Consider the following 26269-nt stretch of genomic DNA (forward strand, 5'->3'; position numbering starts at 1 on the left):
TTCGAGTGGATCCGGTTCGGGTGGGACCGGTTCGGGCGGGAGCGGGAAGGGCGGGCGGCGAAGCGTGAGAGGGCACGCCCGGCCCGGGCGCCGGGCCGGCCGCGGCGGTGCGCTGATCGCCGCGCTCGGCGCGCTGGTCACCCTGCTCGCCCTGCTGTTCGGCGTCCCCGCCCTGCTGCTGTACGGCACCCAGGCGGTCGCCTCGATGGGCGACGTCGCGTCCGGCGGGGTGGGCGAGGCGCTCACCAGTCCGGACGACGGGCGGCTGTTCCTCTGGCTGCTGGTGGTGGTCGGCTGGCTGGCCTGGGCGTGCTTCGCGCTCTCCGTCCTGCTGGAGATCCCGGCTCAGCTGCGCGGCCGGATCGCCCGCCGCATCCCGGCCTTCGGCTGGAGCCAGCGGATCGCGGCCGGGCTGGTCGGCTCGGTGCTCGCGCTGCTTCCGGTGGCCGGATCGGCCTTCGCCGCGGTGCCGGAGCTGGCCCACACCCCGGTCGCCCAGGCGCAGTTGAGCCCCGGCGTGCAGCGGGCGGCGCTGCCCGCCGCGGCCTCGGCGCCGGCGCTGGCCCCGGCGGCGGACCAGCACCCCACCTACACCGTGCGGGACAGCCGTCCGGCCGACAGCCTGTGGTCCATCGCGGAGCGCCAACTGGGCTCCGGAGAGCGCTGGGTGGAGATCGCCAAGCTCAACGAGGGCCGGGCGATGGGGGATTCGGGCAGCACGTTCGACGCGGAGCGGCCGATCCAGCCCGGCTGGGAGCTGTTGATGCCGGCGGACGCCAAGCCGGACGGGGCGCAGCCCCAGGCCCAGACGCCCGCACCGGACCAGGCCCAGGCCCCGGCCCCGGCCCCGGCTCCCGAGCAGGGCCAGGGCGAGGCTCCGGCCGCGGCCCAGGTGCCGCAGGCCGGGACGGAGCCGGCGCCGAGCGGGCAGAAGACGGTGACCGTGCGGTCCGGGGACAGCCTGTCGGCCATCGCCCAGCGGGAGTTGGGGGACGGCGAGGCCTGGCCGAAGCTGTTCGAGGCGAACAAGGGCGTGCAGGCCCCGGACGGTGAGCGGCTGACCGATCCGGACGTGCTGGAACCGGGGATGGTGCTCACCGTCCCGGGGACGGCCGCGCCGACCCCCGCCCCCGCCCCCGCGCCCGCGTCCGGTTCGGGCTCCGGGGCCGCTGCCGATCCGGCGCCCGCTCCCGCGGCCACGCCCGCGCCGGCCCCGGCGACCCAGGCCCCGGCGACCCAGACCCCGTCGGCGCAGGCCTCCGCACCGTCCCAGGCGCCCGCCCACACCCCCGCCCCCGCCCCGGTCGCGCACGCCGAACCGGCACCCAGCGACGACTACAGCGTCGCGCTCGGCGCCTCCACCGTGGGCGTCCTGCTGGCCGCCATCATGGTCGGCACCGTCGCCTACAAGCGCGGCACCCAGCTGCGCGCCCGCCGCCCCCGGCACCGCATCGCGATGCCCGACGCCGAGGCCGCCGCCTTCGAGAACGAGCTGCTGGTCCGCCAGGACCAGGCCGGCCTGGAGCTGCTGGACCGCGCCCTGCGCACCCTGGCCCGCAACGTCGTGCGCGGCGGCAAGCGGCTGCCCGCGATCGTCGCGGCCCGGATCACCCCCGACCACACCATCGAGCTGCACCTGTCCGGCCCGGCCACCCCGATCTCGCCGTTCCGCGCGGCGCACGCCGCCAACGTCTGGTGGTGCAGCGACGAATCCGGCGACCTGCTGAACCCCGCCCAGGCCCGCAAGACCGCCGCGCCCTACCCCGCGCTGGTCACCCTGGGCACCTCGCCGGACGGATCGGTGGTGCTCGCCGACCTGGAGGCGGTCCGGCTGCTCCACCTGTCCGGGCACCCCGACGACGCCCGCGACGTGCTGCGCACCCTCGCCATCGAGCTCGCCCACAGCCCGCTGGCCGACAAGCTCCACCTGCACCTGGTGGACCTCGCCGAGGAGGTGGCGATCACCGGGCCGGCCGCCGAGCGGATCCACCGCCACCCCACCCTGGAGGCCGCGTTGGCCGCCCTCGGCCCGCGCACCGCCAAGGCCCGCGCCACCCTGGTCGCGGCCGAGGCCACCAGCCCGCGCGAGGCCCGCAGCCGGGGCCAGGCGGACGAGTCCTGGGTGCCGGAGATCGTGCTCTGCGCCCAGCAGCCCGGCGGCGACACCCCGGCCGAACTCGGCCGCCTGCTGGACGCCCGCCCGCGCACCTGCGTCGCCGTCATCACCCGTGCCCCGGAGCGCGGCACCGGACCGGTGGCCCGCTGGACGCTGCCGACCACCGGCCAGGCCGCCGTTCCCGGCCTGCACCTGACCGTCGAGCTCCAGCGGCTGGACGACCACCAGTACGACCAGGTCGCCGAGTTGCTCCGGGCCGCCGACGACACCACCCAACACCCGGCGCCCGCCTGGACCCTGGACGGCCCGGGCCTCGACCCGGACCTGGACGAGGACCCCGACACCACCGAACTGCCGCTCACCGTACCGGTCCTGGCCGCCGTCGGCGCTCCGGGTGCGACGGTCGAGGAGGGGACGGAGCCGGCCGCCGGACCCCGGCTGCTGGCCCGGGTCATCGGGACCGGCGCCAGCCCCTTCGCGGGCACCGACCCGGTCTCGCCCGTGCCCGTGCCCGCTCCGGTGCCGACCGCTGCTCCCGTACCGGTTCCGGTGCCGACCTCGGCCGGTCCGGCGCGGTTCGCCGTCAACGGGCAGGGGCGTCAGGCGGCCACCGGGACCGAGCAGCCCGCCGACGAGGCCACCCGTGACCTGAGGCGGCCGGCCGAGCCCGACGGGACGGGCGCGCCCGCCGAGGCGACCGAGCCCGCGGCAACCGCCGGAACGGCCGCAACGGCCGGTACCACCGCAGCCACGGGACCCGCCGGTACGGCCGGGACCGCCGAGGCGGCCCCGACGACGGCGGAGGCACCGGTCGTGGTGGCCCCGGTCCAGCCCGTACGGCCGGTGGCCCCGCAGCCGCCCGTGCTGCCCCCGGCACCCGCCGTGCCCGTCCTGCCGCCGGCGACCGCCGAGCCGGCGCCGACGCACCAGAGCGCCTCCGCGCCCACCGGTGTCGACCCGCGCGTCCCGGCCCGGCCGGAGCCCGCGCCGGAGCCCGGCCCGGCGGCCGCCGCCCCGGTCGCCCGGACCACCCCCGGCCGCAGCGACAGCGACGACCTGCTGGCCATCCTCCGCTCCCCGGAGGCGCACTCGCCGCGCAACGCCCCCCGGATCCGACTGCTCGGCCCGGTCGACGTGGCCGGCACCCCCGGCGCGGTCGAACCGGGCGCGCTGGGCCGGCTCACCGAGCTCGCCGTCTACCTCGCGCTGCGCCCGGGCGCCGACCACCAGGCGCTCGACCACGACCTCCACCCGGGCGCCGCGCACCTCGACCCGCACCCCACCACCGCCGACGCCAGGAGCCCGCTCCCGGCCAAACTCGCCGACCTGGCGGCCTGGTTCGGCAGCTCGCCGGAGGGCCGCGTCTACCTGCCCACCGAGTCCACCGAGGGCTACGCCTTCGCCCCGGCCGTCACCTGCGACTGGGACGAGTTCCGCAGCCTCTACCGGCGCGGCATGCGCAGCACCAGCGCGACCGCCGACGCCGCCCTCGCCCACGCGCTGGCCCTGGTCCGCGGCGCCCCGTTCGCCGAGGCGCCGCCGGCCTCGTACGGCTGGGCCGAGGCGGAGCGCCAGGACATGATCGCGGCGATCGTCGACACCGCCCACGAACTCGCCGCCCGCCGCCTCCAGTACGGCGACCACCGCAGCGCCGAGGCGGCCGTCTTCCGCGGTCTGGCCGTCGCCCCGGACGTCGAACTCCTGCACCGGGACCTCTTCTACGCCTACGCCTCGGCCGGCGCGCGCGACCAGCTCCTGCGCGCCGTCAACCGCCTCGACGCGCTGAGCCGCCGGACCGGCCGGGACCTCGACGCCGACACGGTCGCCCTGCTCCGCGACCTACTGGCCGGCTCCTGACCCGGCTCGGCAGGGAGGTGGTGGCCCGGGTGGACGTCCCGGCCGGATGACGTGGCCAAGTCGGCGATGGCCGCCGCGACTTGGCGGCGGTCCGACGGTGAACACTGCGGCCGGTCCGGGACGCGCCCGGGTCAGACCGTCCGCAGCCAAGCGTCGAGGGCGGCGAAGTCGGTCCCGGTGAGGCCGACTTGGGGATCGACGCGGTGCAGCAGTGCGGGCGCGGGGGAGTGGGCCCGGACCCAGCGGCGGTCGGCCGGGGTGATCTCGTCGTCCACCCAGGCGAACGGGCGCCCGCCCGCCCGGGCGACCAAGGTACGGGTCTTCCAGTGCAGTTGGGCGCCGCCCCCGGTGCCTCCGTTCGGCACGCCCGGTTGATCCGGTTGATCCGGTTCGTCCGTGACCGGCCAGTCCACGTACGGCAGGTGCGGCAGGCCGAGCCGGGGCGCGAGGCAGGCGTCGGCGTCCGTCAACCAGGTGGTGGCCCAGACCAGTTCGCAGGGCAGGCGGAGCAGCCGCGGTCCGAGGCCCGGATCGACCCGGGCCACCAGCGGATTGCCCCCGGTCGGGCCCGGGAACTCGGGGTGGCCGCCGGGGGGTGGGGCGCCGAAGGGGATGAGCGGTCCGTCGACGTCGAGGAACAGCAGGGGGAGGACGGAGCCGGTCATGACGGCACGATAGCGGCCGGTGCCGACGGTGTGGCGCGCCGATCGACCACCCGGCCTGGCTCGGGTGTGCCGCGATCTCGTAGGGTGGCGCGCACGGGACGTGGTGGCAGGCACCACGAAAGCAGGGGCATCAGACGCCGCGACAGCGGCGGGGCGGGGCGGTGACCAGAAGATGGCGGAGACGACAGCTGTTTCCGGAGGTCCCGAGCCGACCGCGGACTCGGGCCCCTGGGACGCCGTACCGCCGCCGCCCGCGCGCCAGCCCGCCGAGGAGCACCCGCCCGGGCCCGCCGCACTGTACGAACCGCCGCCCGTGCCCCCGGCCCCGCCGGTGCCGCCCACCGGGTGGACCCTCACCGGCCTGCCCGCCGCGGGCGCTGCGGCGCCGGGTGCGGCTCCGGTCGCTGCCGGGCCCGCTCCGGCCTCTCCCGCGTCGGTCTCGGCCGGCTCGGCTCCGACGGGCCCGGGCGGGCTGGGCGCGGCGCCGCGCGGCCGGATCCTGGTGATCGAGGGCGGCTACGGCAACTCCGGCCGCCGCACCTGGGGCCGGGGCGGTGCCGCCCAGGCGCCGGTGCTGTCGGCGATGCTCGCCGCCGTCTCGCCGCAGGTGCTGCTGGCCGCGGACGCGGTGGACGCCGTCCACCTCCCCGGTGCCGGTGACCCGCACACCGTCCTCGCCCACCTGCGGGCCGCCTCCCGGCACCCCGGGCCGCTGCTGGTCCACCTGGGCGGGCACGTGGTCGCGGACAAGCGCGGCGGGCAGCTGCAGCTCACCCTGCGCGACGCCAAGCAGGACGGGCTGCCCTGGCAGGCCGTCGCCGCCGAACTGAGCCACCGTCCGGCCGAGTGGCAGACCCTGGTCATCGCCGACCTGAGCGCCGACCAGAACGCCTGGCCGTACCTCCAGGGCACCGTCTCGCCGCTCAGCGAGGGCATCCCGCTGTGGGCGGTGGTCAGCCCCGACCCGGAGCAGATCGGCACCTTCACCCGGGCCCTGATCGAGGCGCTGCACGGCGGTCGCCCGGGTGCGGGCGAGGTGCTCGCCCCCGAGCAACTGCGCCAGCAGGTCTACTCGGTGCTCCGGCCGGACGTGGTCATCCTGGCCACCCACGCCCCGGACCGCCCGGTCTTCCGCAACACGGCCCGCCGGGGCGAGGCCCCGGTGGCGGAGGTGCTGCTGCCGCTGCCGGACGCGCCGCCCGTGGCGGACCTGCCGCCGGTCGCGGACGCCGTGCCGTCGCTGCCGCGCCAGGCCGAGCCGCAGGACGCCGTGGTCGAGCGGGCGGCTGCGGCTGCGGCTGCGGTCGAGGCTGCGGCTCCGGTGCCGACCACGCCGGTCGGCGGCCCGGCGAGCCTGATCAAGCCCGGTGTGCCGCCCACGCCGCCCCGGGCCTCCCGGCCGGTCAGCCTGCTGAAGCCGGGCGAGCAGCCCGCCGAGGCGGAGCCGAACGTGCGCCTGAGCAAGGGCGGCCCCGCCGACGCCGTGCCGTCGGTGGCGGAGGCCGAGTCCACGGCGGGCGTCACGCTGCGCAAGGCCCAGCCCGAGACCTCGGACACCGACGTGCTGGAGGAGGACTCCGAGGACGCCGTCGGCGGTGCCACCGAGGACGCGGCAGCGGCCGAGGAACCCCAGGACGAGGTGCCGGTGGACGAGGTGCCGCAGGACGCCGTCCCGGAGGACGAGGTGCCGCCGGACGCCGTCCCGGAGGACGAGGTGCCGCCGGACGTCGTTCCCGCGGACGAAGTGCCGCAGGACGAGGTCCCGACGGACGCCGTCGCGGTCGGGGACGCGGTGCCGTACGACGTGCCGCCCCCGCCGCCCGCTCCGGCCGCCGTCGCGCCGCGCGAGGACTACCGCGAGGTCATCGGACGGATCGTCCGCAGCGCCGACGCGGGGGACCACGCCGCCGCCACCGATCTCGCCTTCGCCCTCGAACTGGAGGCGATCGCCGAGCACGGGGCCGTCTCCGAGCCGGTCCTTCAGGTGCGCCAGGTGCGCGCCCACGTCTGCCGGCTCGCGGGCCGAACCGCCGAGGCGGCCGACATCTACCGCGAGGTCGCCCTGACGCTGCTCCGCTCGCAGGGGGCGGACCACCCGGAGACCCAGCGGGCGGCCACCAACGCCGAAGCCTGCTGGCGTTCGATCGCCGACCGGGCGGAGGCCCTCCGGATCGCGCCGGAGATCATCGAGCTGCGGGCCTTCCTCCCGGGCCCCGACAACCGCAAGCTCCGCGCCGCCGAGCGCTATCTCGCGCAGCTGGCCGCCACTCCGGCGGCGGCCGACCAGGCCTGAGCCCGGTCGGCCGGTAAGGCGCCGACGACCGCTGTCCGGCGGCCAGTTGGCGGCGAACAGCGAACAGCTGACAGAAAACAGCTGACAGAAAACAGACGACAGAAAACAGCGAACGGATAACAGATGTTGAAATCTGTCATCCGTTCGCTGTTACTTGTCAGCCGTCATGCATCGACCAGCCGCGACTGCTTACTGCTCGTCGCCCTGGCTGTTGTCGTCGCCCTGGATGTCGCCGGCGAGCGCGTGGACGAACTTGGCGCCGTCGATGGTGCCCAGGCCGCTCGCGAGGTCGTAGCCCTCGGTCGCGTTGTAGCCGGTGACGCCGCCCCAGCCGTTGTCGCCGTCCTTGACGTCGACGATGCCGCTCCACTTGCTCGGGAGCAGGCTCAGGCCGTACAGGCTCGGGTTGATCTGGCCGAGGCGGTGGCCGGCCAGCTGGTCGGCGAGCGCGACGATGCCCGAGAACAGCGGGGTGGCCTCGCTGGTGCCACCGGTGAGGTGCCAGCCGACCGCGGTCGGGTCGTAGGACTCGTAGGTCCAGGCGGCGCCGTCGACGGCCGCGCTCATGCTGATGTCGGGCGTGCCGCGGTGCTCACCGGTGACGTCCGCGACGCCGGCCTGGTACCACGGGCGCTGGAAGACGCCCGAGACGCCACCGCCGCCGGCGCCGGACTTGTCGTGCCACACCTTGTCGGCCGCGGTGCGGTTGCCGTTGTCGTCCAGGGTCAGCTGGGTGCCGCCGATCGAGGTGACCAGCGGGTCCGAGGACGGCCAGGAGTTGACCTTGAACGGGTACAGGTCGGTGCCGTTGGACTGCGAGTCGGTCGCGCCGTTGTCGCCGGAGGCGCCGAGGACGGTGACGTTGCGCCCGGCGGCGGCCTTGAAGGCGTAGCGCAGGTCGGTCAGCGACTTGAAGTCGCCCTTGTCGTAGCCCGGGAAGGTGTTCTCGGTGGCGCCGAAGCTCTGCGAGATGACGTCGCCGACGCCCTTCTTGATGAGGTCCTTCTCGGCGTCCATCATCTCGGGCAGGCCGGTGGTGCCCTCGGTCTCGGCGACGCCGGTCTCGACCAGGACGATGTGGGCGTCGGGGGCGATCGCGTGGGCGTACTCGACGTCCAGGGTGGTCTCGCCGGCCCAGCCGGTGTGGTCGGAGTTCTTCGGGTCGAAGACGGGGACGTTGCCCCACTTGCGGACCTCGACCTGGGTGTCCTTCAGACCCCACTGCTTGTCGAAGACCTCCAGGTCGTGCTGGATGGTCGGCGAGCCGAAGGAGTCGACGATGACGATCGTGCGGCCCTTGCCGGTGATGCCCTCCTTGTACAGCGGCGCCAGGTTGTAGGCGGTCTGGTACTGGAGCGGCGAGTAGCAGTGGATGCCGACCTGGCTGACGCACTGGGTGGTGGTCAGCGGCACCGGGTGCGAGGTGGCGAGGTGGTGGCCGAAGGAGGCCGGGCGGACGTGGACGCCCGAGTAGTCGTACGCGGGGGCGGCGGTCGCGGCGCCGACGGCCGGTACCGCGATGGTGCCGGCGGTGAGGGCGGTGGCCCCCACGGCGAGCAGAGCCAGGGCACGGCGGAGGGTGGCGGGGCTGCCCATGGGACTCCTTGGGACGCAGAGAGCCCGACCAGGTCCGGTCGGGTCGGTTCGGACATCCCATCGAGAGCCGCATGATCATGCCATAGTCATTTGGTGGGGTCACCCGACCGGGCCCATGGTCATGATCGGCTACGCGAAAAGGTAAAGGCCGTCCCAGGGAAAAGTAACCACCCACCTGGGACGGCCATGTGATGACACGTCAGTAATATTCAATGAATATTAACCGTATCTACCCAGCGCCCACGCATCTCAAGCGGACCGCCCGGAGACGCCCGGGACGGACCCGGGCAACCGGAGTGAGCCGGAGCGAGCCGGGCAAGTCCGAGCAAGCCGGAGCAAGTCGGAGCTACCGGGCCCCGCCGTTGACGTACAGCGTCTGGCCGCTGACGTACGAGGCCTCCTCGCTCGCCAGGAAGGCCACCACCGAGGCGACCTCCTCCGGCTGACCGACCCGGCGCAGCGGCGTCCGGGCGGCCACCTCGGTCTGGTGGTCCTCGGCGGTGGCGCCGACCCGTTCGGCGGTGGCGGCCGTCATCGGGGTGGCGATGTAGCCGGGGGCGACGGCGTTGACGTTGATGTTGAACGGCCCGAGCTCGATCGCCAGGGTGGCGGTGAGCCCCTGGATGCCGGCCTTGGCGGCCGCGTAGTTGGCCTGGCCCCGGTTGCCGAGGGCGGAGCGCGAGCTGAGCGAGACGATCTTCCCGTACTTCTGCGCCACCATGTACTTCTGCGCCACGTGGCTGCAGTTGTACGCGCTGGTCAGGTTGACCGTCAGGACGGCGTCCCAGTCGGCCTTGGGCATCTTGAAGAACAGGTTGTCCCGGGTGATCCCGGCGTTGTTCACCAGGACGTGCAGCCCGCCGAGTTCCTCCACGACCAGGGCGAACACCGCGTCGACGGCGTCGTAGTCGGCCACGTCGCAGCCGTAGGCCCGGGCGGTGCCGCCCTTGGCGGTGATCTCGGCGACCGTCCCGGCCGCCCGGTCGGCGGTCAGGTCGACCACCGCGACGGTCGCGCCCTCCTCCGCCAGCCGCCGGGCGGTGGCCGCACCGATGCCCTGCGCCGCGCCGGTCACCACGGCGACCTTCCCCGCGAAACGTGCCATGCCGCTTCCTCCTTCGTTCACTGGAGACTCCCCGGATGCTCCGGGCTCATTCCGGGCTCATTCGGAGCCCTTGCCGGGACCCGCTGGTCCCTTCCGGGACTCAGACGTGCTCGACCAGCACGGCCGTACCCTGCCCCACGCCCACGCACATCGTGGCCAGACCGCGCCGGGCGCCGGTGCGGCGCATGCGGTGCAGCAGGGTGGTGAGGATGCGGGCGCCCGAGCCGCCCAGCGGGTGGCCGAGGGCGATCGCCCCGCCGCTCGGGTTGACCACCTCGTCGGCCCGCTCCGGGCTGAACCCGATGCCGTCGGCGGAGGCCAGCGCCTGGGCGGCGAAGGCCTCGTTCAGCTCGGCGGTGTCCAGGTCGGCGAGGCTCCACCCGGCCCGTCCGAGCACCTTGGCGGTGGCCGGCACCGGCCCGATGCCCATCACGTCCGGGTGCACCCCGGCCGAGGCCCCGGCCACGTACCGGCCGAGCGGCTGCAGTCCGAGGTCGTGCAGCGCCTCCTCGCCGACCAGGAGCAGCCCGGCCGCGCCGTCGTTCATCGGCGAGGCGTTCCCGGCCGTGACGGTGCCGCCGGGGCGGAAGGCGGGCTTGAGGCGGGCCAGCTTCTCCAGGCTGGTGTCCTCGCGGATGCCCTCGTCCTGGCTCACCGTCACGCCGTCCGGCCGCTCGACCGGGACCAGCTCGGCGTCGAAGTGCCCGTCCTTGCGGGCGGCGGCGGCCCGCTGGTGGCTGCGCAGCGCGAAGGCGTCCTGGCGCTCGCGCCCGATGCCGTACCGGCCCGCCACCTCCTCGGCGGTCTCGCCCATGCTGAGCACGCCGTGCAGTTCGGCCATCCGCGGGTTGGTGAGCCGCCAGCCGAGCCGGGTGTCGAAGGTCTCGATCCGGTGCGGCAGCGCCTCGTCGGGGCGGGGCAGGACGAACGGCGCGCGGGTCATCGACTCGCAGCCGCCGGCCAGCACCACGTCCGCCTCGCCGGAGCCGATGGCCCGGGCGGCGAGGGTGACGGCCTCCAGGCCGGAGGCGCAGAGCCGGTTGACGGTGGCGCCGGGGACGATCTCCGGCAGGCCGGCCAGCAGGACGGCCATCCGGGCGGCGTTGCGGTTGTCCTCGCCGGCCTGGTTGGCGGCGCCCCAGTAGACGTCGTCGATCCGGGCCGGGTCGAGGGCGGGTACGTCGGCGAGCAGGGCCCGCAGCACGGTGGCCGAGAGGTCGTCCGGCCGGACCGTGGCGAGCGCTCCGCGCAGCCGGCCGATGGGTGTGCGGCGGGCGGCGGCGAAGTAGACAGGACGCACGTCGTGCTCCTTCTATCGGATGTTCGGGCTGTCTGGTGTTCGGGGTGTCCGGGTGTTCGGGGTGTCCGGTGTTCGGGTTCTCCGGTGTCCGAGCGCGGGCGCCCGGGGGTAAACGGAGCGGCTCAGAAGGCGTTGACGCCGGTCAGGGCGCGCCCGATGAGCAGCTGGTGGATCTGGCTGGTGCCCTCGTAGAGGGTCATCACCCGGGCGTCGCGCAGGTACTTGCCCACGGGGTACTCGTCGATGAAGCCGTAGCCGCCGAACACCTGGAGCGCGTTGTTGGCGGCCCGGACGGCGGCCTCGCTCGCGTACAGCTTGGCGACGGAGGACTCGGTGGCGAACGGGAGCCCGCGGTCGATGTGGTCGGCGACCTTCCAGGTGAGCAGCCGGGCCGCCTCGACGTCCACCGCGATGCCGGCCAGCAGTTCCTGGACGAGCTGGTGCGAGGCGATCGGCTTTCCGAACTGCTCGCGCTCGCCCGCGTAGCGGACGGCGGCCTCCAGGCAGGCGCGGGCGATACCCACGCAGCCCGCCGCGACCGACATCCGCCCCTTGGCCAGTGCGGCCATCGCCACCGTGAAGCCCTTGCCGAGCTCGCCGAGCCGGGCGCTGTCCGGCACCCGGACGCCGTCCAGGGCGAGTTCGGCGGTGGCCTGGCCGCGCAGGCCGAGCTTGCCGTGGATCTCGGTGCGGCCGAAGCCGGGCAGGTCGGTGGGGACCAGGAAGGCGGTGATCCCCCGGTGGCCCTGCTGTTCGGGGTGGTCGCCGCCGGTGCGGGCGAAGACCAGGGCGACGTCGGCCCAGGTGCCGTTGGTGATGAAGGTCTTGGCGCCGGTGATCAGCCAGTCGCCGCCGTCGCGCACCGCCCGGGTGGTGAGGTGGGCGGCGTCCGAGCCGGTGCCGGGTTCGGTGAGCGCGAAGCAGGCGAGGGCCTCGCCGGAGGTGAGCCGGGGCAGCCAGTGCCGCTTCTGCTCCTCGGTGCCGAAGCCGTTGATCGACTTGCCGACCAGGCCGAGCGAGACCGAGACGATCCCGCGCACGGCCGAGTCGCCGCGCCCGAGTTCCTCCAGCACGAGGCAGTACGCGAGGTGGTCGCCGCCGCTGCCGCCGTACTCCTCGGGGATGGTCAGGCCGAGGAAGCCGACCTTCCCGAGTCTGCCGATGATCGCGCGGTCGACCTGTTCGGCGCGGTCCCACTCGGTGGCGTACGGAACGATCTCGCGGTCGGTGAACGCGGCGGCGAGGTCCCGGACGGCGCCCTGTTCCTCGGACAACTCCAGATTCATAACGGTGCCACCCAGTTAAACTAGCGCTGCAAGTTTTACTGGGACTGTAGCCCCGACCCGCCCGCACTGGGAAGGGGCACCTGCCAGAATCGGTCCCCGCCCCACCCGACCGGAGGTAGCGACCCGATGGCCCGCCCGCGCACCCCGCTGCTCAGCCGCGAGCGCATCGTCGCCGCGGCTCTGCGGCTGATCGACGACGAGGGCTCGGAGGCCCTCTCCACCCGTCGCCTCGCCGCCGAGCTCTCGGTCAGCGGCCCGTCGCTCTACAACCACTTCGCCACCAAGGACGAGCTGCTGGACGCGGTGGTGGACAGCGTCATCGGCGAAGTCGACCTGTCGATGTTCGACGGCCGGGACACCCCCTGGCCGCAGGCGCTGCGCGACTGGGCGCGCTCCTACCGCGCCGCGCTGGCCGCCCACCCCAACATCGTCCCGGTGCTCGCCCAGGGGCCGGGGCGCCGGCCCAACGCGCTGCGCCTGGCCGACGCCGTGTTCGGGCACCTGGTGGACGCCGGGTGGCCGCGCGGCCAGGCCACCCGGATCGGCGCGCTGATGCGCTACTTCGTCACCGGCTCCGCGCTGGCCTCCTTCGCGGCCGGGTTCCCGGCCGACGCCGAGGTCTACGACGCGGCCGACTACCCGCACCTCGGTGAGGCGCACCGGCTCGCCGGGCACCGGGGGACGGTCGACGAAGGCGCCTTCGAGACCGGGTTGGAGGCACTGCTGGACGGGCTCGTCCTGCGCTTCGAGCGCCTGGCCGCCCGCCCCCAGGGGGCCTGACCCACCGGCGGTCCCCGACCTTCCGGCGGTCCCCGACCTTCCGACGGTCCTACGGTCCTACCAGGGCTCGCGGGCCAGGAAGGCCGGCCGCTGCTCCTCGTCCACCGGGTCGTAGTACCGGTGGTAGACCGGGGTCAGCCCGCCCGAGACCGGGGGCACGATCCAGCTCCAGTCGGCCGGGGTCGGACGGCCGAGCCGCCGCTCCTGGGCGACGTGCTTGAGGAAGCGCTCCGACTCGGTGTGGTGGTCGGCGACGGTCACCCCGGCCTCCTGGAAGGAGTGCAGCACCGCGATGTTGAGCTCGATCAGGGCGCGGTCGCGCCAGAGGGTACGTTCGCTGGAGGTGTCCAGGCCCAGCCGCTCGGCGACGGTGCCCAGCATGTCGTAGCGGTCGGCGTCGGCGAGGTTGCGGGCGCCGATCTCGGTGCCCATGTACCAGCCGTTGAACGGCGCGGTGGGGTAGCGGACGCCGCCGATCTCCAGCGTCATGTCGCTGATCGCGGGCACCGCGTACCAGCGCAGCCCGAGCTCGGCGAACCAGCCGTGCTCGGGGTGGCTCAGCGGCACCTCCAGGGTGGTGTCGTCCGGCAGTTCGTACCAGTGCGGCCGCTCGCCGGGGCGCTCCTGGACCAGCAGCGGCAGCGGCTCGAAGCGGTCCTCGGCGCACTTCCAGCCGAGCTCGCGGGCCCGGGCGGTGAGCGCGGCGCCCGCCGGGTCGCCGACCACGGCACCGTCGGCGTCGTGGTGCCCGGCGTAGCGGACCAGTTGCTGGTTGAGGATCCGCGCGGCCGGGCGGCCCGGGCGGTCGGGGGCGAACACCGAGACCACCGGGCGGATCCGGCCGCCGTTGCCCGCCACCCGCAGGTGCTCGAAGCACTCGGCGGCGATGTCGTCGGGGGAGGACAGGTGGCGCAGGTCGCGGACCACCAGGCTGCGCCAGTACAGCCGGCCGATGCAGCGGGCGGCGTTGCGCCAGGCGAGCTTGGCGCCGTAGGCGAGTTCCTCGGGGGTGTGCCGGTAGCTGCCGGTGCGGTCGATCTCCTCCCGCACGGCGCGCAGCCTCGACTCCGGGTCGCCGGCGGCGGGTTGCTCGTGGTGGAACTGGCGGATGAACCCGGCGGCCTGGTCGGGGTCGGTGAACGGCGGTGGGGCGGGCGGAAGTTGGCTGACCGGTGACACGGGAGCCGGGGTCGGCGGCGATTGGCGGACCGGTGGCACGGAGGCCGATGGCATGAAGGCCGGTGGCACGGAGGCCGGTGGCATGAAGGCCGGCCCGGTGTGGGCGTGGGCGTACGGACAGCCGCCGCTCGGGGCGGTGGTGGTTCTGCGGGTGCGGAGCCGGTTGAAGATCAAGGACACATCCCTCCTGCCGAACAGGAGTACCGGAGGTGCTCGGACCGCCGCAGAGAGTGAACGATTCGGCCCCCGCACCCGCGCTCAGCGCGCTAGGGTGCGGGGGCCGAAGGTCGGATCGTACGACCGGCGGACGTGCGGCCGGTCAGCCCATGTCCTCCAGTCGGACGCCCTTGGTCTCCTTCATGAACTTCGCCACGAAGACGATCGACAGCGCCGCGAAGGCCGCGTACACCAGGTAGGTCGCCGACAGGTTCCAGCGCGACAGCGACGGGAACGACACGGTGATCACCCAGTTGGCGATCCACTGCGCGGAGGCGGCGACGGAGAGGGCGGCGGCGCGGATCCGGTTGGGGAACATCTCGCCGAGCATCACCCAGACGACCACGCCCCAGGACATCGCGAAGAACAGCACGAAGGCGTTGGCGGAGATCAGCGCGACGGTGCCCTGGAGGTCGGGCAGCGAGACGTTGTCGCCGGAGCCGGTGGCGGAGGAGAACGCCCAGCCCGCCGCGGCCAGGGTGACGGCCATACCGGCCGAACCGATCAGGGCGAGCGGCTTGCGGCCGATCCGGTCGACCAGCAGGATCGCGATCACGGTGCCGAGGATGTTGATGACCGAGCCGATGAAGCTGATCAGCAGCGAGTTGCTCTGGTCGATGCCGACCGACTGCCACAGGATCGACGAGTAGTAGAAGATCACGTTGATGCCGACCAGCTGCTGGAAGACCGACAGCCCGATGCCGACCCAGATGATCGGGAGCAGGCCGAAGCGTCCGCCGAGCAGGTCGCGGAAGCGCGGGCGGTGGTCGGAGGCGATCAGCGTCCGGATCTCGGCGATCCGGGCGTCGGCGTCCACGCCCTCGCCCTCGACCTTGGCCAGCACCGCGCGGGCCTCGTCCAGGCGCTCGGCCTGGATCAGGTAGCGCGGGGACTCGGGGATCATCGAGGACAGCACGAAGTAGACCGCGGCCGGGACGACGCAGATGCCGAGCATCCACTGCCAGGCCTCCAGGCCGAGCAGGTGGCCGCGGGTGTCGCCGCCGGCGGCGTCCGCCAGCACCCAGTTGACCAGCTGGGATATCGCGATGCCGAGCACGATCGCGGCCTGCTGGAAGGAGGCCAGTCGGCCCCGGTACTTGGTCGGCGCGACCTCGGCGATGTAGGTCGGGGCGATCACCGAGGCGATGCCGATGGCCGCACCGCCGAGGACGCGCCACAGGGCGAGGTCCCAGGGGGAGAACGGCAGCATCGAGCCGACGGCGCTGACCGCGAACAGCAGCGCGCCCGCCTTCATGACCTTGATCCGGCCGTAGCGGTCGGCGAACCGGCCGGCCAGTGCGGCACCGACCGCCGAACCCAGCAGCGCCGAGGAGACGATCAGGCCGGTCTCGCCGCTGCCGACCCCGAACTTCCCCTGGATGCCGGAGACGGCGCCGTTGATCACGGAGCTGTCGTAGCCGAACAGGAAGCCGCCGAGGGCCGCGGCGGCGGTGATGAAGACGACGAAGCCGAGGCGGCCGGGCGCGGTGGCCTCGGCCGCCCCGGAGGGCTTCTGGGTGACGCTCACGATCTGGACTCCTGGTACTCAACGCTGAGCTCGGTAGCCGAGATCGTAACCCCTATTCGTTCAAGCCTTGTACACGTGGAAGCTCAAGTTTTGCTCTGAGAATTCGTAAGGTGAACAAGCAAATTGAGCTTCCCGTAGCTTCGCGCAGCTTCCTGCGGCTTCCCATGGCTTCCCACGGCTTCCCAGGACTGGCGCCCGGCCGTTACCCCCGGGTGACCCGCTCAGGCCGGGGCGGACAGCGAGAGCCCGAACCGGCCCCCGGGGTCGGTCCACCAGTGGGTGAGCCGCAGTCCGGCCGTGGCCAGCTCCCCGGTCACCCGCTCCCGGGTGAACTTGGCCGAGACCTCGGTGCGCAGCTCCTCGCCCCGGTCGAAGTGCACCGGCAGGTCCAGGGCCGGGATCTTCACGGTCTGCGCGCGCAGCGAGCGCAGTCGCATCTCGATCCACTCCCGCTCCGGGTCCCAGAGTGCGACGTGCTCGAAGGCGGCCGGGTCGAAGTCGGCGCCCAGCTCGCGGTTGAGCACGTTGAGCACGTTGCGGTTGAACTCGGCGGTCACCCCGGCGCCGTCGTCGTAGGCGGCGACCAGTACCGCCGGGTCCTTCACCAGGTCGGTGCCGAGCAGCAGGAAGTCGCCCGGGTCGAGCGCGGAGCGCAGGTGGCGCAGGAAGACGGCGCGCTCCGGCGGCAGCAGGTTGCCGAGGGTGCCGCCGAGGAAGGCGACCAGGCGGGGGGCGCCGTCCGGGGGCAGGCCGAGCCGGGCGGTGAAGTCGGCGAGCACGCCGTGCACGGCCAGTCCGGGGTACTCGGCGGCGAGCGCGGTGCCGGCCGCGGTCAGCGCGCTCTCGCTGACGTCCACCGGGACGTAGGTCTCCAGGTCGCCGCGCGAGCGCAGCGCGTCCAGCAGCAGCCGGGTCTTCTCGGAGGAGCCGGAGCCGAGCTCGACCAGGGTGCGGGCCCGGGTGGCGGCGGCGATCTCGTCGGCCCGGGCGGCCAGGATGGCCCGCTCGGCGCGGGTCGGGTAGTACTCGGGCAGCCGGGTGATCTCCTCGAACAGCTCGCTGCCCCGGGCGTCGTAGAACCACTTCGGCGGCAGCCACTTGGGTTCGGCGGTCAGCCCGTGCCGGACGTCGTGGTGCAGCGCGGTGCTGAAGTGGTCGGCGGGCAGCAGTCGGGTGAGATCGAATGTGTCCATGACAGGGTGGTTCCTCTGTTCAGAAGATGAAGGGAGAGTGGAGGGTCAGTAGTGACTGGGGAGCTGTCGGACCCGGACGCCCGCGGCATCGACCAGCAGCAGGGAGCCGTCCGGGACGGGGGTCCAGCCCGGCTCGTCGTCGTACGGCTCGGAGGCCACCACCGTGCCGAGGCCGGGCAGCTCGCGGCGGTGCAGGGTGTCGCCCCAGGCGGTGGCGGCGATCGCGGTGCCGTCGGTGAGCAGCAGGTTGAGCCGGCCGGTGGTGTGCGCGGCGACGTCCGCCACCGTGGCCGCCAGGGCCTCGCCGAGCTCCGCGCCCCGGCGCAGCCGGTGCAGGGTCAGTGCCCACAGCAGGGCCGAGTCGCTCCGGGCCTCCAGTTCCAGCAGCTCGGCGGGCGGCAGCAGGGCGGCGAGCGCGTCCAGCTTGCCGGGCCAGCCGGCCACCGCGCCGTTGTGGCTGAACAACCAGCGTCCGGCGGCGAACGGCGCGGCCGCCGCCTCGCCCGCCGCGCAGCCCTCGGTGGCGGAGCGGACGGCCGCCAGCAGCGCCCGGGTGCGGATCACCCGGGCGAGGTCGGCGAAGGTCGCGTCGGCCCAGATCGGCCCGGCCCGGCGGTAGCGGGCGGGCAGTTCGTCGCCGTCCGCGTACCAGCCCAGGCCGAAGCCGTCCGCGTTGACCGTCCCGTACCGCTGGCTCCGGGGCGCCCAGGACTGCCGGTACAGCGCGTGCGGCGGGTGCACCAGCAGGTCCCGCGGTGCCAGTGGCTCGCCCAGGTAGGCGAGATGGCGGCACATCAGGCCCGCTCCGCGTCGCGCGCGGTGCGGAAGCCGGCGAAGATCTGCCGCCGCACGGGGTAGTCCCAGTTGCGGAAGGTGCCCCGGCAGGCGACCGGCGCCACCGCGAAGCAGCCGCCGCGCAGCACCTTGTACTCGGGCCCGAAGAAGACCTCCGAGTACTCCTGGTACGGCCAGGCCCGGAAGCCCGGGTAGGGGTGGAAGTCGCTGGCCGTCCACTCCCATACGTCGCCCATCAACTGCCGTACCCCGTAGGGGGACTGTCCCGCCGGGTAGCTGCCGGCGGCGGCCGGGCGCAGGTGCCGCTGGCCGAGGTTGGCGTGCTCGGGGCCGGGCGGGCCGTCACCCCACGGGTAGCGGCGCGAGCGGCCGGTGGCCGGGTCGTGCCGGGCCGCCTTCTCCCACTCGGCCTCGGTCGGCAGCCGTCGCCCGGCCCAGCGGGCGTAGGCGTCCGCCTCGTACCAACTGACGTGCAGCACCGGCTCGTTCGGCGGCACCGGCTCGACCGAACCGAAGCGGCGGCGCAGCCACTGGCCGTCCTCCCGCTTCCAGAACAGCGGGGCGGTCAGGTCGGCCCGTCGGCGGTGCTCCCAGCCCTCCGCGCTCCACCAGTGCGGCTGGTCGTAGCCGCCGTCGGCGATGAAGCGCTGGTAGGCGGCGTTGGTGACCGGGGTGGTGTCCAGGAAGTAGGCCGGCAGGTCGACGGGGTGCGCCGGGCGCTCGTTGTCCAGGGCCCACGGCTCGGTGTCCGTGCCCATGGTGAACGGGCCTGCGGGGACGAGGACTTCGGCCGGCAGGGTGGCCGCGTCGGCGGGTGCGGGCGGTGGCGGGGGAGCGGCCAGGGCGGGCTCGCCGGTGCGGAGCTGGTGGGTGATCAGCATCGTCTCGTCGTGCTGCTGCTCGTGCTGGGCGATCATCCCGAAGGCGAACCCGGCGTCCAGCAGCGGCGCGCCCTCCAGCGGGCTGGCGGCCAGCAGGTCCAGCACCCGGCCGCGCACCTCGTGGGCGTAGGCGCGGGCCTCGGCGGGCGGCAGCAGCGGCAGGCTGGGGCGCTCGGCCCGGGGGTGCTGGAACGCGTCGTACAGCGGGTCGATCTCCGGGTGCATCGGGTCGCGGCCGCCCACGTTGCGCAGCAGCCAGAGCTCCTCCTGGTTGCCGATGTGCGCGAGGTCCCAGACTAGCGGGGACATCAGCGGCGAGTGCTGGGCGGTGAGGTCGGCGTCCCCGACGCAGTCGGTCAGCACGGCCGTCCGGGCGCGGGCGGCCAGCAGCTCGGCGGCGATGGTCTCGCGCAGCGCCTCGGTGCCGGTGCGGCCGGCGCCGGCCGTGCCGTGCGTGGCGTCCGGGGTGCCCGGGGCGCCCGTGTGGGGTGTCCCGGGGGCGGCGGTCGGTCGGACGTCGGTCATGGTGCCTCCTCCGGAGGAGTGCGTCGGGTGCCGGTGCGCAGGGCGTCCAGCTGATCGTCGGCCGGGCAGCGGCCGCGCGCGGGGTAGCGCTCGGCGAACTCGGCGAGGGTGGCGCGCAGCCGTCCGGCGCCGGGCAGGCGGCCCAGCGCGGCGTCGGCGGCGGCGAAGCAGGTGAGCGCGGCCCGGCGCAGCTCGGGGTCGGCGACGCCCAGGGTGGCGGCGCGGAGCCAGACGTCGCTGCGCGGCGGTCGCGGGCCGGTCGGGCGGTCCAGGGGAGCCAGCGCGTCGAGCGCGGTGTCGGCGGCCACCGGGTCGTCCAGCAGCGCGGTGACCAGGGCGGTGGGCACCACCCAGCCGTCGCCGGGCTGGGCGTCGATCATCCGCAGCTCCAGGTGGCCGCGCGGGCGCACCGGCGGGAACAGGGTGGTGCAGTGGTACGTCAAGTCGGCCAGGGTGGGCGGGCGTTCACCTCCGCCGCGGATCCAGTCCCGGAAGGTCAGGCCGGGCGGCGCGGTCCACGGCTGCCCCTCCGGCCGTCGTACGCACAGGACTTCGGCGTTCAGCACGTACTGCGCCCAGGCCTCGCGCGGGTCGCCGTGGTCCGGCTCCGGGGCGAGGGTGCGGCTCGGGTCCATCCGGGACCACACGGTCTGCCGGGTGGACCGGTGACCGGTCGGTTTCCCGTCCAGGAGAGGGGAGTTGGCGAAGGCCGCGACCAGCACCGGGCCCAGTCGGTGGACCAGCTGCCAGCGCCGTTCGACCGCGTGCGGACCGGCCGCCTCGCCGGCGTCCAGGCACACCTGCACGGAGGCGGTACCGGTCATCATGACCCGGCCCCAGGGCCCGGCCGACTCGAAGAAGCGCTCCATCGCGAGGTAGCGGGGGTGGTCCAGCACCATCCGTCGGGGGCGGGCCAGCGGGTCCGTCCCGGTGCCGGTGAGTCGAAGACCCTGGGCCGCGAAGGCGGCCCGCAGGGCGGTCAGATCGCGTCGGGTGTCCTCGACGCAGGCCAGGAGGCCGGTGGCGGGCGGGGAGCTGAGCTCTACCTGTCCGCCGGGTTCGAGCGTGAGGCGCGAACCGGAGGGGAGCGAGGTGCCGTCCGGGCCGCCGAGGGGCAGCGAGTCCAGCGCGGCGTGGAGCAGTTCCGGCGGTACGGGTCGACTGGGACATCGATCGTCGTGGACGAACCACTCGACCTCGACACCCACCAGTCGGGGCGGTCCGATCTTGAAACAGACGCCCGACACGTGGCTGCGCGCCCCCGATTCGGTCAGCGGGGTCACCCCCGTCGGGGGCGGTGGTGCGCTCTGCCGGTCGGGCGGAGTGGTGCGGGATATCGGTATCACCGGACTCACCATCCTCGGGATCACGATTGCGGCCCGGTCTACCCTGCCCAGTCTGCTACGGAGCATGCGGGGGTGCTTCGCAAATATCGCGTGAATGTTCGTATCCGCAGGTCAGGGGCGTGGCGAACGGGTGAATGCGGGGATTCCGGGGTGCGGTGCGGCGGGGTTCCGCAGGCGCCCGCGACACCGGCACATGCCCGGGTCACAGCCGGTCCAGCCGCGCCAGGACGGTGTCCAGCACCCGGCCGGGCAGGGCGTAGTTGAGCCGCAGCGAGCCCGCGCCGCCCGGGCCGAACTCGGCGCCGTCGGAGGCCTCCAGACCGCAGCGCTCCAGCAGCGCCGCGCGGGCGCCGGCCGGCGGCAGGCCGAGGGCGGCGGCGTCCAGCCAGAGCAGGTAGGAGGCCTGCGGGACGGAGCGGACGGCGGGGCCGAGGCGGTCGGTCAGCCGGGTGCGGGCGGCGACGAGGTGGGCGAGCAGCGCGTCCAGCCAGGGGCCGCCCGCCCCCAGCGCGGCCCGGTGCACGGTCTGCTCCAGCAGGCCGCCCTCCCAGAGGCCGTAGCCGGCCAGGGCGTCGGTGAAGCGGGCGCGCAGGCCGGGGTCGGGGACGAGGGCGAAACTGCTGGGAATGCCGGAGCAGTTGAAGGTCTTGCCGACGGAGTTCAGGGTGACGACGGACGGCCGGTGCGCCGGGTCGGCGGTGGTCACGGCGACGGGGTGGCGGTGCCCGGGGTGGGTGAGGTCGCCGTGCACCTCGTCCGAGACCAGCAGGGCGCCGCTCTCCGCCGCCCAGGCGGCGAGGCCGCGGACCGCGCCGGTGGGCCAGACCCGGCCGGAGGGGTTGTGCGGGTTGCTCAGCAGTACGGCGCCGACCGGGCGGGGCAGCGGGCCGGGCGGCAGGCGGTAGCCGTTCGGGGCCAGCGGCAGCGGCAACGCCTGGTGGGGGAGGCCCATGGCGCGGCAGAGCTGGGCGAAGCCGCCCCACTCGGGCGTGGGGAAGAGGACGGGGGCCTGCGGCCGTACGGCCTCCAACAGGACGCGCAGCGCGGTGCGCGGACCGCAGGGCGGCAGCAGGACCCAGTCGGGGTCCACCTCGACGCCGTGCCGGGCCCGGTACCAGTCGGCGACCAGGGTGCGTCCGGACGGGTCGCAGACGGTGTAGCCGTAGGCACGGTGGCGGGCCCGCCGCTCCAGCGCCTCGGCGACGGCGGGCGGGCCGGGCAGGTCCATGTCCGCCAGGCCCATCGGGATCACCCCGGGGGCGGTGGCCCGGGCCCATTTGCTGCTGCCGGTGCCGGTGCGGTCGAAGGGGGCGTCGAAGTCGTGGCCGACGTCGTGGCCGAAGTCGTGGCTGACGTCGTGGTCGGGCGGCGAACAACTGACAGCCGACAGATGATGAAAGCTGTTATCTGTTCGCTGAAAGTCGTCATCTGTCATCTGTTCGCCGTCCCTCGTCCGCCGTCGGCCGCCCCGGTCCCCGCCAGGTACCCTGCCAGCCCCCGGCGCCCCCGGCGCATCATCACCGCGTGGTTGGCCCGGAATAGCGGGTGCAGCGGCAGGGCGAGCCGTCGCAGCAGGGGCTTGCCGGGGCGGGTGTCCTCCTCGAACAGCACCCGGCACCCGGCGCCGCCCGGCCGGTCCGCCGTGACGGTGAACCGCGACCACCCGTCGAGGTCGCCCCGCATCACCGCCTCCAGCACCCCGGCGGCCGGGTCGCGCCGCCGGGACTCCAGGCCGACCACCAGCCGGTACGGCAGCAGGGCGCGGATCACCACGTCCCCGGACTCCGCGCCGGTCTGTCGGACCTCCCGGATCTCCGGCCACCACAGCGGGTAGCTCCGGACGTCCTCCAGCGCCGCGTACACCGCCGCCGCGGGCGCCGAGAGCCGCCAAACGCCCCGGAAGCGGTAGTGGTTGGGATCCACGGGCCCACCCTAGTCGGCCGCCCGCCCGGTCCGGCAGAGCGCCGGAGCCCGGTGGATCCCGGCCGGAGAGCGCTGCCCGGCGGGGTCGAGAGCGCCGCCCCGGAGGAGGGGTGCACTCCGCTTGCACCCGTTCGGGGTGCGGGGCAGGATCTTGTGTGCTTGTAGTCTCATCAGTCACGGCAGCATCTCAAGCGCTGCACCCCCGGAAACCGGAGTGAAGGAGTCACAGGCATGCGGCGACCGAGCTGGGTACCGGAAGGTACGGACCTGGACAAACCGAACGCCGCACGGGTCTACGACTACTACCTCGGGGGCTCGCACAACTTCGAGGTCGACCGGGAGATGGCCCGCCGGGCGATGGAGCTGTGGCCGGAGCTGCCCCAGATCATGCGCTCCAACCGGGCCTTCCTGCGTCGCGCCGTGACCTTCCTCGCCGAGCGCGGGGTCACCCGCTTCCTGGACATCGGCTCCGGCATCCCCACCTTCGGCGCCGTGCACGAGATCGCCCGCGCGATCCGCCCGGAGGCCGAGGTGGTCTACGTGGACCGCGACCCGGTCGCCGTCGCCCACAGCCGGCTGCTGCTCCAGGACGACCCGCACAGCGCCGTCGTCCAGGCCGACCTGCGCGACGTCGACGACCTGCTGGACCGCCCCGAGGTGACCGCCATGCTGGCCGGCGGCGAGCCGGTGGCCGTCCTGCTGGTGGCCGTCGCCCACTTCGTCAGCGACGACGAGGACCCCTGGAAGCTGGTCGCCACGGTCCGCGACCGCCTCCCGGACGGCAGCGCCCTGGTCCTCTCGCACGCCGCCCTGGAAGCCCGCCCGGACCAGGCCGAGGACCACCAGGAGCTCTACCGGCGGACCCCGACCCCGCTGACCATGCGCACCCGCGAGCAGGTCACCGCGATGTTCGCCGGCTTCGAACTGGTCGAACCGGGTGTGGTCCACCTGCCGCAGTGGCGCCCCGACCAGCCGGACACGGTCGGCGAGCACCCCGAGCGGATCGCCGGGGTGGCGGGCGTGGGGTTCCGCCCTTGAGCGGTGGCGCCGGGAGAGCGACCGACGGCCGTACGCCCCGTGCGGCGGCCGCCGGGCACCCGGCCGCGCCCACCGTCGGGCCCCGCGGGCCCCGAGGGCTCCACGGATCCCGCAGGCGGACCGCCGCACCCGTCACCGGGGCGGCCCGATGAGCGGCGCGGCCCGGGGCGGCGACACCGCCGAGCGGTTCCACGAGGACTGGTCCCGGCTGCTCGCCGCCGACCACGGCATCGCCGTCCACCCCGACCTGCTCGGCCGGCTGGTCGCACGCACCGCCGCTCTGCTGCACCGCGCCCAGCAGGACGAACCCTTCGTGCCCCGGCTGGCCGCCCAGGCCGGCGCCGAACTGGTCGACGCCCACTTCACCGACCCCGCGCTGCTCGCCCGCGCGGTCGAACTGCTCCAGGCCCAGCCGGTCCACGACGACCGCGGCCCCGCCCTGACCGGCGCCTTCGCGGCCGGCTGGGCGAACGCCCTGCGCGAGCGCACGCTGAGCGAGCAGGAGGCGATCCGCACCGCCGCCGACGCCGCCCGCAAGGAGGCCGAGCGGGCCCTGCGCGAGTCCGAGGCCCGGTTCCGCGCGCTGTTCGAGAGCGCCGCGATCGGCATCGCCATCGGCGACACCGACGGCACCATCCTGGCCGTCAACAAGGCCGTGCAGGAGCTGTTCGGCGCGGGACCGGACGACATGATCGGGCGCCGGGTCGACGACCTCGTCCACCCCGAGGACACCCCGGGCGTCTGGGAGGCGTACGAGGAGCTGATCAGCGGCAAGCGCGAGTACTTCCAGTTCGACAAGCCGTACTACCGCCAGGACGGCGAGGTGGTCTGGACCCACCTCACCGTCTCGCTGATCCGCGACGACGACGGCGTCCCGCGGTACCAGGTCGCGATGCTGGAGGACGTCACCGACCGCTACCGGCTCCAGGAGCGGCTGCGCCACCAGGCCACCCACGACCCGCTGACCGGCCTGCCCAACCGCGCCGCCTTCTTCGAGCGGCTGGAGAAGCTGTTCGAGGAGCCGGCGCCCGGCGCCCGCTTCGGCCTCTGCTACGTCGACCTCGACGGCTTCAAGGTGGTCAACGACAGCCTCGGCCACGACATGGGCGACCAGCTGCTGAGCGCCGTCGCCGCCCGGCTCAAGGCCGCCCTCTCCCCGCTCGGCCACCTGGTCGCCCGGCTCGGCGGGGACGAGTTCGTCGTCCTGCTGGAGCACTGCCGGGGCGAGCAGGAGGCGGTCGCCGCCGCCAGGACCGTGCTCAAGGCGCTGGCCGGCCCGGTGCTGATCGGCGACCACAAGCTCGCCGTCGGCGCCAGCGTCGGCGTGCTGGAGCGCCGGGTCTCCACCACCACCCCCGGCGCCGCCGTCCGGGCCGCCGACCTGACGCTGTACCGCGCCAAGGAGGCCGGCCGCGGCCGCTGGACGCTGTTCGACCCCAAGGAGAACGCCCGCGCGGTCAGCCGCTACGCGGTGTCGGTCCGGATGCCGGCCGCGCTGGACCGCGGCGAGTTCTTCATCGACTACCAGCCGCTCTACCGCCTCGCCGACGGCCGGATGGCCGCCGTGGAGGCGCTGGTGCGCTGGCGCCACCCGCAGCTCGGCGTGCTCGGCCCGGACGAGTTCGTGACCACCGCCGAGGAGACCGGGCTGATCATGCCGCTCGGCCGCTGGGTGCTGGAACAGGCCTGCGGTCAGGCCGCGGACTGGATCAAGCAGTACGGCGACGCCGCGCCGCAGCTCAACGTCAACCTGGCGGTCCGGCAGGCGCGCAGCGCCGCGCTGGTCACCGACCTCGGCCGGATCCTGGACAGCACCGGCCTGGACCCGGCCCGGCTGCAGCTGGAGATCACCGAGTCGACGGTGGTCGGCCCCGAGGACGAGGCGCTGCGCACCCTGCACGGGCTGGTCGACCTCGGCGTCTCGCTGGCGGTGGACGACTTCGGCACCGGCTGGTCCAACCTCGCCTACCTGCGCGACCTGCCGGTCTCCGGGCTGAAGATCGCCGGTTCCTTCGTCGGCGACCTGCACGATCCGGCGAAGGACGGGGCCACCGGCTGGCGGATCGTCAGCGGCCTGGTCACGATGGCGCACACGCTCGGGCTGAACGTCACCGCGGAGGGCGTGGAGACCCGCAAGGACGCCGAGCGGCTGCGCGCGATGGGCTGCGACTGGGCGCAGGGCTGGCACTTCGGCCGCCCGGTGCAGCCGGTGGAGATCGCCCGCCGGATCGTCGAGGAGCCGGAGGGGCGGCCGGTCGGGGCGGAGTGAGCCGCGTGCCGTCCGCGGCGGGTGCGGACGCGGGTGTGCTGCCGTGAGTGTTCGGTCGTGAACGTGCCGCCGCGCGGCGGTCGTCGGGTGCGGGGAATCGTCAACAGCCCTTCGTCGCAGCACGGTTCCGTTCCGGCAAGGGTTCCGGAACCGTTCCGGAAAGCGCCCTGCGGCCCTGCCCGCCGTGCGGGATGATGACGCGTCGACATCACCACCCGGCACCGGTGCGCCCGTGGGCGCGGCCTTCGCACCGGCCCCGGGGAACGGGGAGGGGGAGCGCCGCGATGGGCGCAACGGAGGACGCCGGTCCGGCCGGAAGCGGGGCCGGGGAGGGCCGGGCACCGGGGTGGTCCGGGGAGCCGCCGCGGACCAGGGTGG

Annotated in this window: 18 protein-coding genes; 5 read left to right on the forward strand and 13 right to left on the reverse strand. The window is 74.5% G+C overall.

From position 1 onward, the window contains the following. Positions 1-64 precede the first annotated feature (64 nt). Positions 65-3973, forward strand: a complete 3909-nt coding sequence (locus ABTZ03_RS11640; protein WP_350512721.1) for an AfsR/SARP family transcriptional regulator — start codon at positions 65-67, stop codon at positions 3971-3973. Positions 3974-4104: 131 nt separating this feature from the next. Here the strand turns inward: ABTZ03_RS11640 and ABTZ03_RS11645 are convergent, their stop codons facing one another. Next, entirely contained in the window at positions 4105-4638 is a 534-nt protein-coding gene (locus ABTZ03_RS11645) for an HAD domain-containing protein (protein ID WP_350512722.1), read from the reverse strand. A 172-nt stretch (positions 4639-4810) separates the two neighbouring features. On the opposite strand from ABTZ03_RS11645, the gene ABTZ03_RS11650 reads away from it, so the two are divergent. After that, positions 4811-6931 carry a hypothetical protein gene (locus tag ABTZ03_RS11650; RefSeq protein WP_350512723.1) on the forward strand — a complete coding sequence of 707 codons (2121 nt, stop codon included), beginning with the start codon at positions 4811-4813 and terminating at the stop codon, positions 6929-6931. Positions 6932-7120: 189 nt separating this feature from the next. On the opposite strand, the gene ABTZ03_RS11655 is transcribed toward ABTZ03_RS11650, so the two are convergent. From ABTZ03_RS11655 to ABTZ03_RS11670, 4 genes are all read right to left on the reverse strand, one after another. Further along, positions 7121-8527, reverse strand: a complete 1407-nt coding sequence (locus ABTZ03_RS11655) for a S53 family peptidase (protein ID WP_350512724.1) — start codon at positions 8525-8527, stop codon at positions 7121-7123. 346 nt (positions 8528-8873) lie between these two features. Next, positions 8874-9632, reverse strand: coding sequence for a 3-oxoacyl-ACP reductase FabG (gene fabG / locus ABTZ03_RS11660; RefSeq protein WP_350512725.1), 759 nt, complete (start codon positions 9630-9632; stop codon positions 8874-8876). 100 nt (positions 9633-9732) lie between these two features. After that, positions 9733-10932, reverse strand: coding sequence for a thiolase family protein (locus tag ABTZ03_RS11665; RefSeq protein ID WP_350512726.1), 1200 nt, complete (start codon positions 10930-10932; stop codon positions 9733-9735). A 122-nt stretch (positions 10933-11054) separates the two neighbouring features. Then, a complete protein-coding gene (locus ABTZ03_RS11670) occupies positions 11055-12218 on the reverse strand; it encodes an acyl-CoA dehydrogenase family protein (protein WP_350512727.1) in 1164 nt (387 codons plus the stop codon). A gap of 126 nt (positions 12219-12344) precedes the next feature. On the opposite strand from ABTZ03_RS11670, the gene ABTZ03_RS11675 reads away from it, so the two are divergent. Beyond that, positions 12345-12998, forward strand: coding sequence for a TetR/AcrR family transcriptional regulator (locus ABTZ03_RS11675; RefSeq protein WP_350512728.1), 654 nt, complete (start codon positions 12345-12347; stop codon positions 12996-12998). Positions 12999-13055: 57 nt separating this feature from the next. On the opposite strand, the gene ABTZ03_RS11680 is transcribed toward ABTZ03_RS11675, so the two are convergent. The 8 genes from ABTZ03_RS11680 to ABTZ03_RS11715 all read right to left on the reverse strand — a co-directional run bounded on the left by ABTZ03_RS11680 (position 13056) and on the right by ABTZ03_RS11715 (position 22584). Beyond that, positions 13056-14231, reverse strand: coding sequence for a nitric oxide synthase oxygenase (locus tag ABTZ03_RS11680; RefSeq protein ID WP_502894441.1), 1176 nt, complete (start codon positions 14229-14231; stop codon positions 13056-13058). A 265-nt stretch (positions 14232-14496) separates the two neighbouring features. Continuing rightward, positions 14497-15924, reverse strand: coding sequence for a sugar porter family MFS transporter (locus tag ABTZ03_RS11685; RefSeq protein WP_502894442.1), 1428 nt, complete (start codon positions 15922-15924; stop codon positions 14497-14499). 218 nt (positions 15925-16142) lie between these two features. Further along, a complete protein-coding gene (egtD, locus tag ABTZ03_RS11690; protein ID WP_350512731.1) occupies positions 16143-17114 on the reverse strand; it encodes an L-histidine N(alpha)-methyltransferase in 972 nt (323 codons plus the stop codon). A gap of 45 nt (positions 17115-17159) precedes the next feature. Beyond that, entirely contained in the window at positions 17160-17909 is a 750-nt protein-coding gene (gene egtC / locus ABTZ03_RS11695; RefSeq protein ID WP_350512732.1) for an ergothioneine biosynthesis protein EgtC, read from the reverse strand. After that, positions 17909-19315, reverse strand: coding sequence for an ergothioneine biosynthesis protein EgtB (gene egtB / locus ABTZ03_RS11700; protein ID WP_350512733.1), 1407 nt, complete (start codon positions 19313-19315; stop codon positions 17909-17911). Before egtB ends, egtC begins: the two co-directional genes overlap by 1 nt. After that, complete coding sequence (gene egtA, locus ABTZ03_RS11705; protein ID WP_502894437.1) at positions 19312-20673, reverse strand: ergothioneine biosynthesis glutamate--cysteine ligase EgtA; 1362 nt, start codon at positions 20671-20673, stop codon at positions 19312-19314. Before egtA ends, egtB begins: the two co-directional genes overlap by 4 nt. A gap of 190 nt (positions 20674-20863) precedes the next feature. Further along, the gene (locus ABTZ03_RS11710; protein WP_350512735.1) at positions 20864-22096 is read right to left on the reverse strand and encodes a MalY/PatB family protein; all 1233 of its coding nucleotides are present in this window, start codon (positions 22094-22096) and stop codon (positions 20864-20866) included. Beyond that, complete coding sequence (locus ABTZ03_RS11715) at positions 22093-22584, reverse strand: SRPBCC family protein (RefSeq protein ID WP_350512736.1); 492 nt, start codon at positions 22582-22584, stop codon at positions 22093-22095. Before ABTZ03_RS11715 ends, ABTZ03_RS11710 begins: the two co-directional genes overlap by 4 nt. Positions 22585-22815: 231 nt before the next feature. Between ABTZ03_RS11715 and ABTZ03_RS11720 the strand changes: the two genes are divergently transcribed. Continuing rightward, positions 22816-23622 (forward strand): SAM-dependent methyltransferase, encoded by an 807-nt coding sequence (locus ABTZ03_RS11720; RefSeq protein WP_350512737.1) that lies wholly within the window; start codon positions 22816-22818, stop codon positions 23620-23622. 148 nt (positions 23623-23770) lie between these two features. Then, complete coding sequence (locus tag ABTZ03_RS11725) at positions 23771-25891, forward strand: putative bifunctional diguanylate cyclase/phosphodiesterase (RefSeq protein WP_350512738.1); 2121 nt, start codon at positions 23771-23773, stop codon at positions 25889-25891. Positions 25892-26269 lie beyond the last annotated feature (378 nt).

This window comes from Kitasatospora sp. NPDC096077, assembly GCF_040303245.1.
GTDB lineage: Bacteria > Actinomycetota > Actinomycetes > Streptomycetales > Streptomycetaceae > Kitasatospora.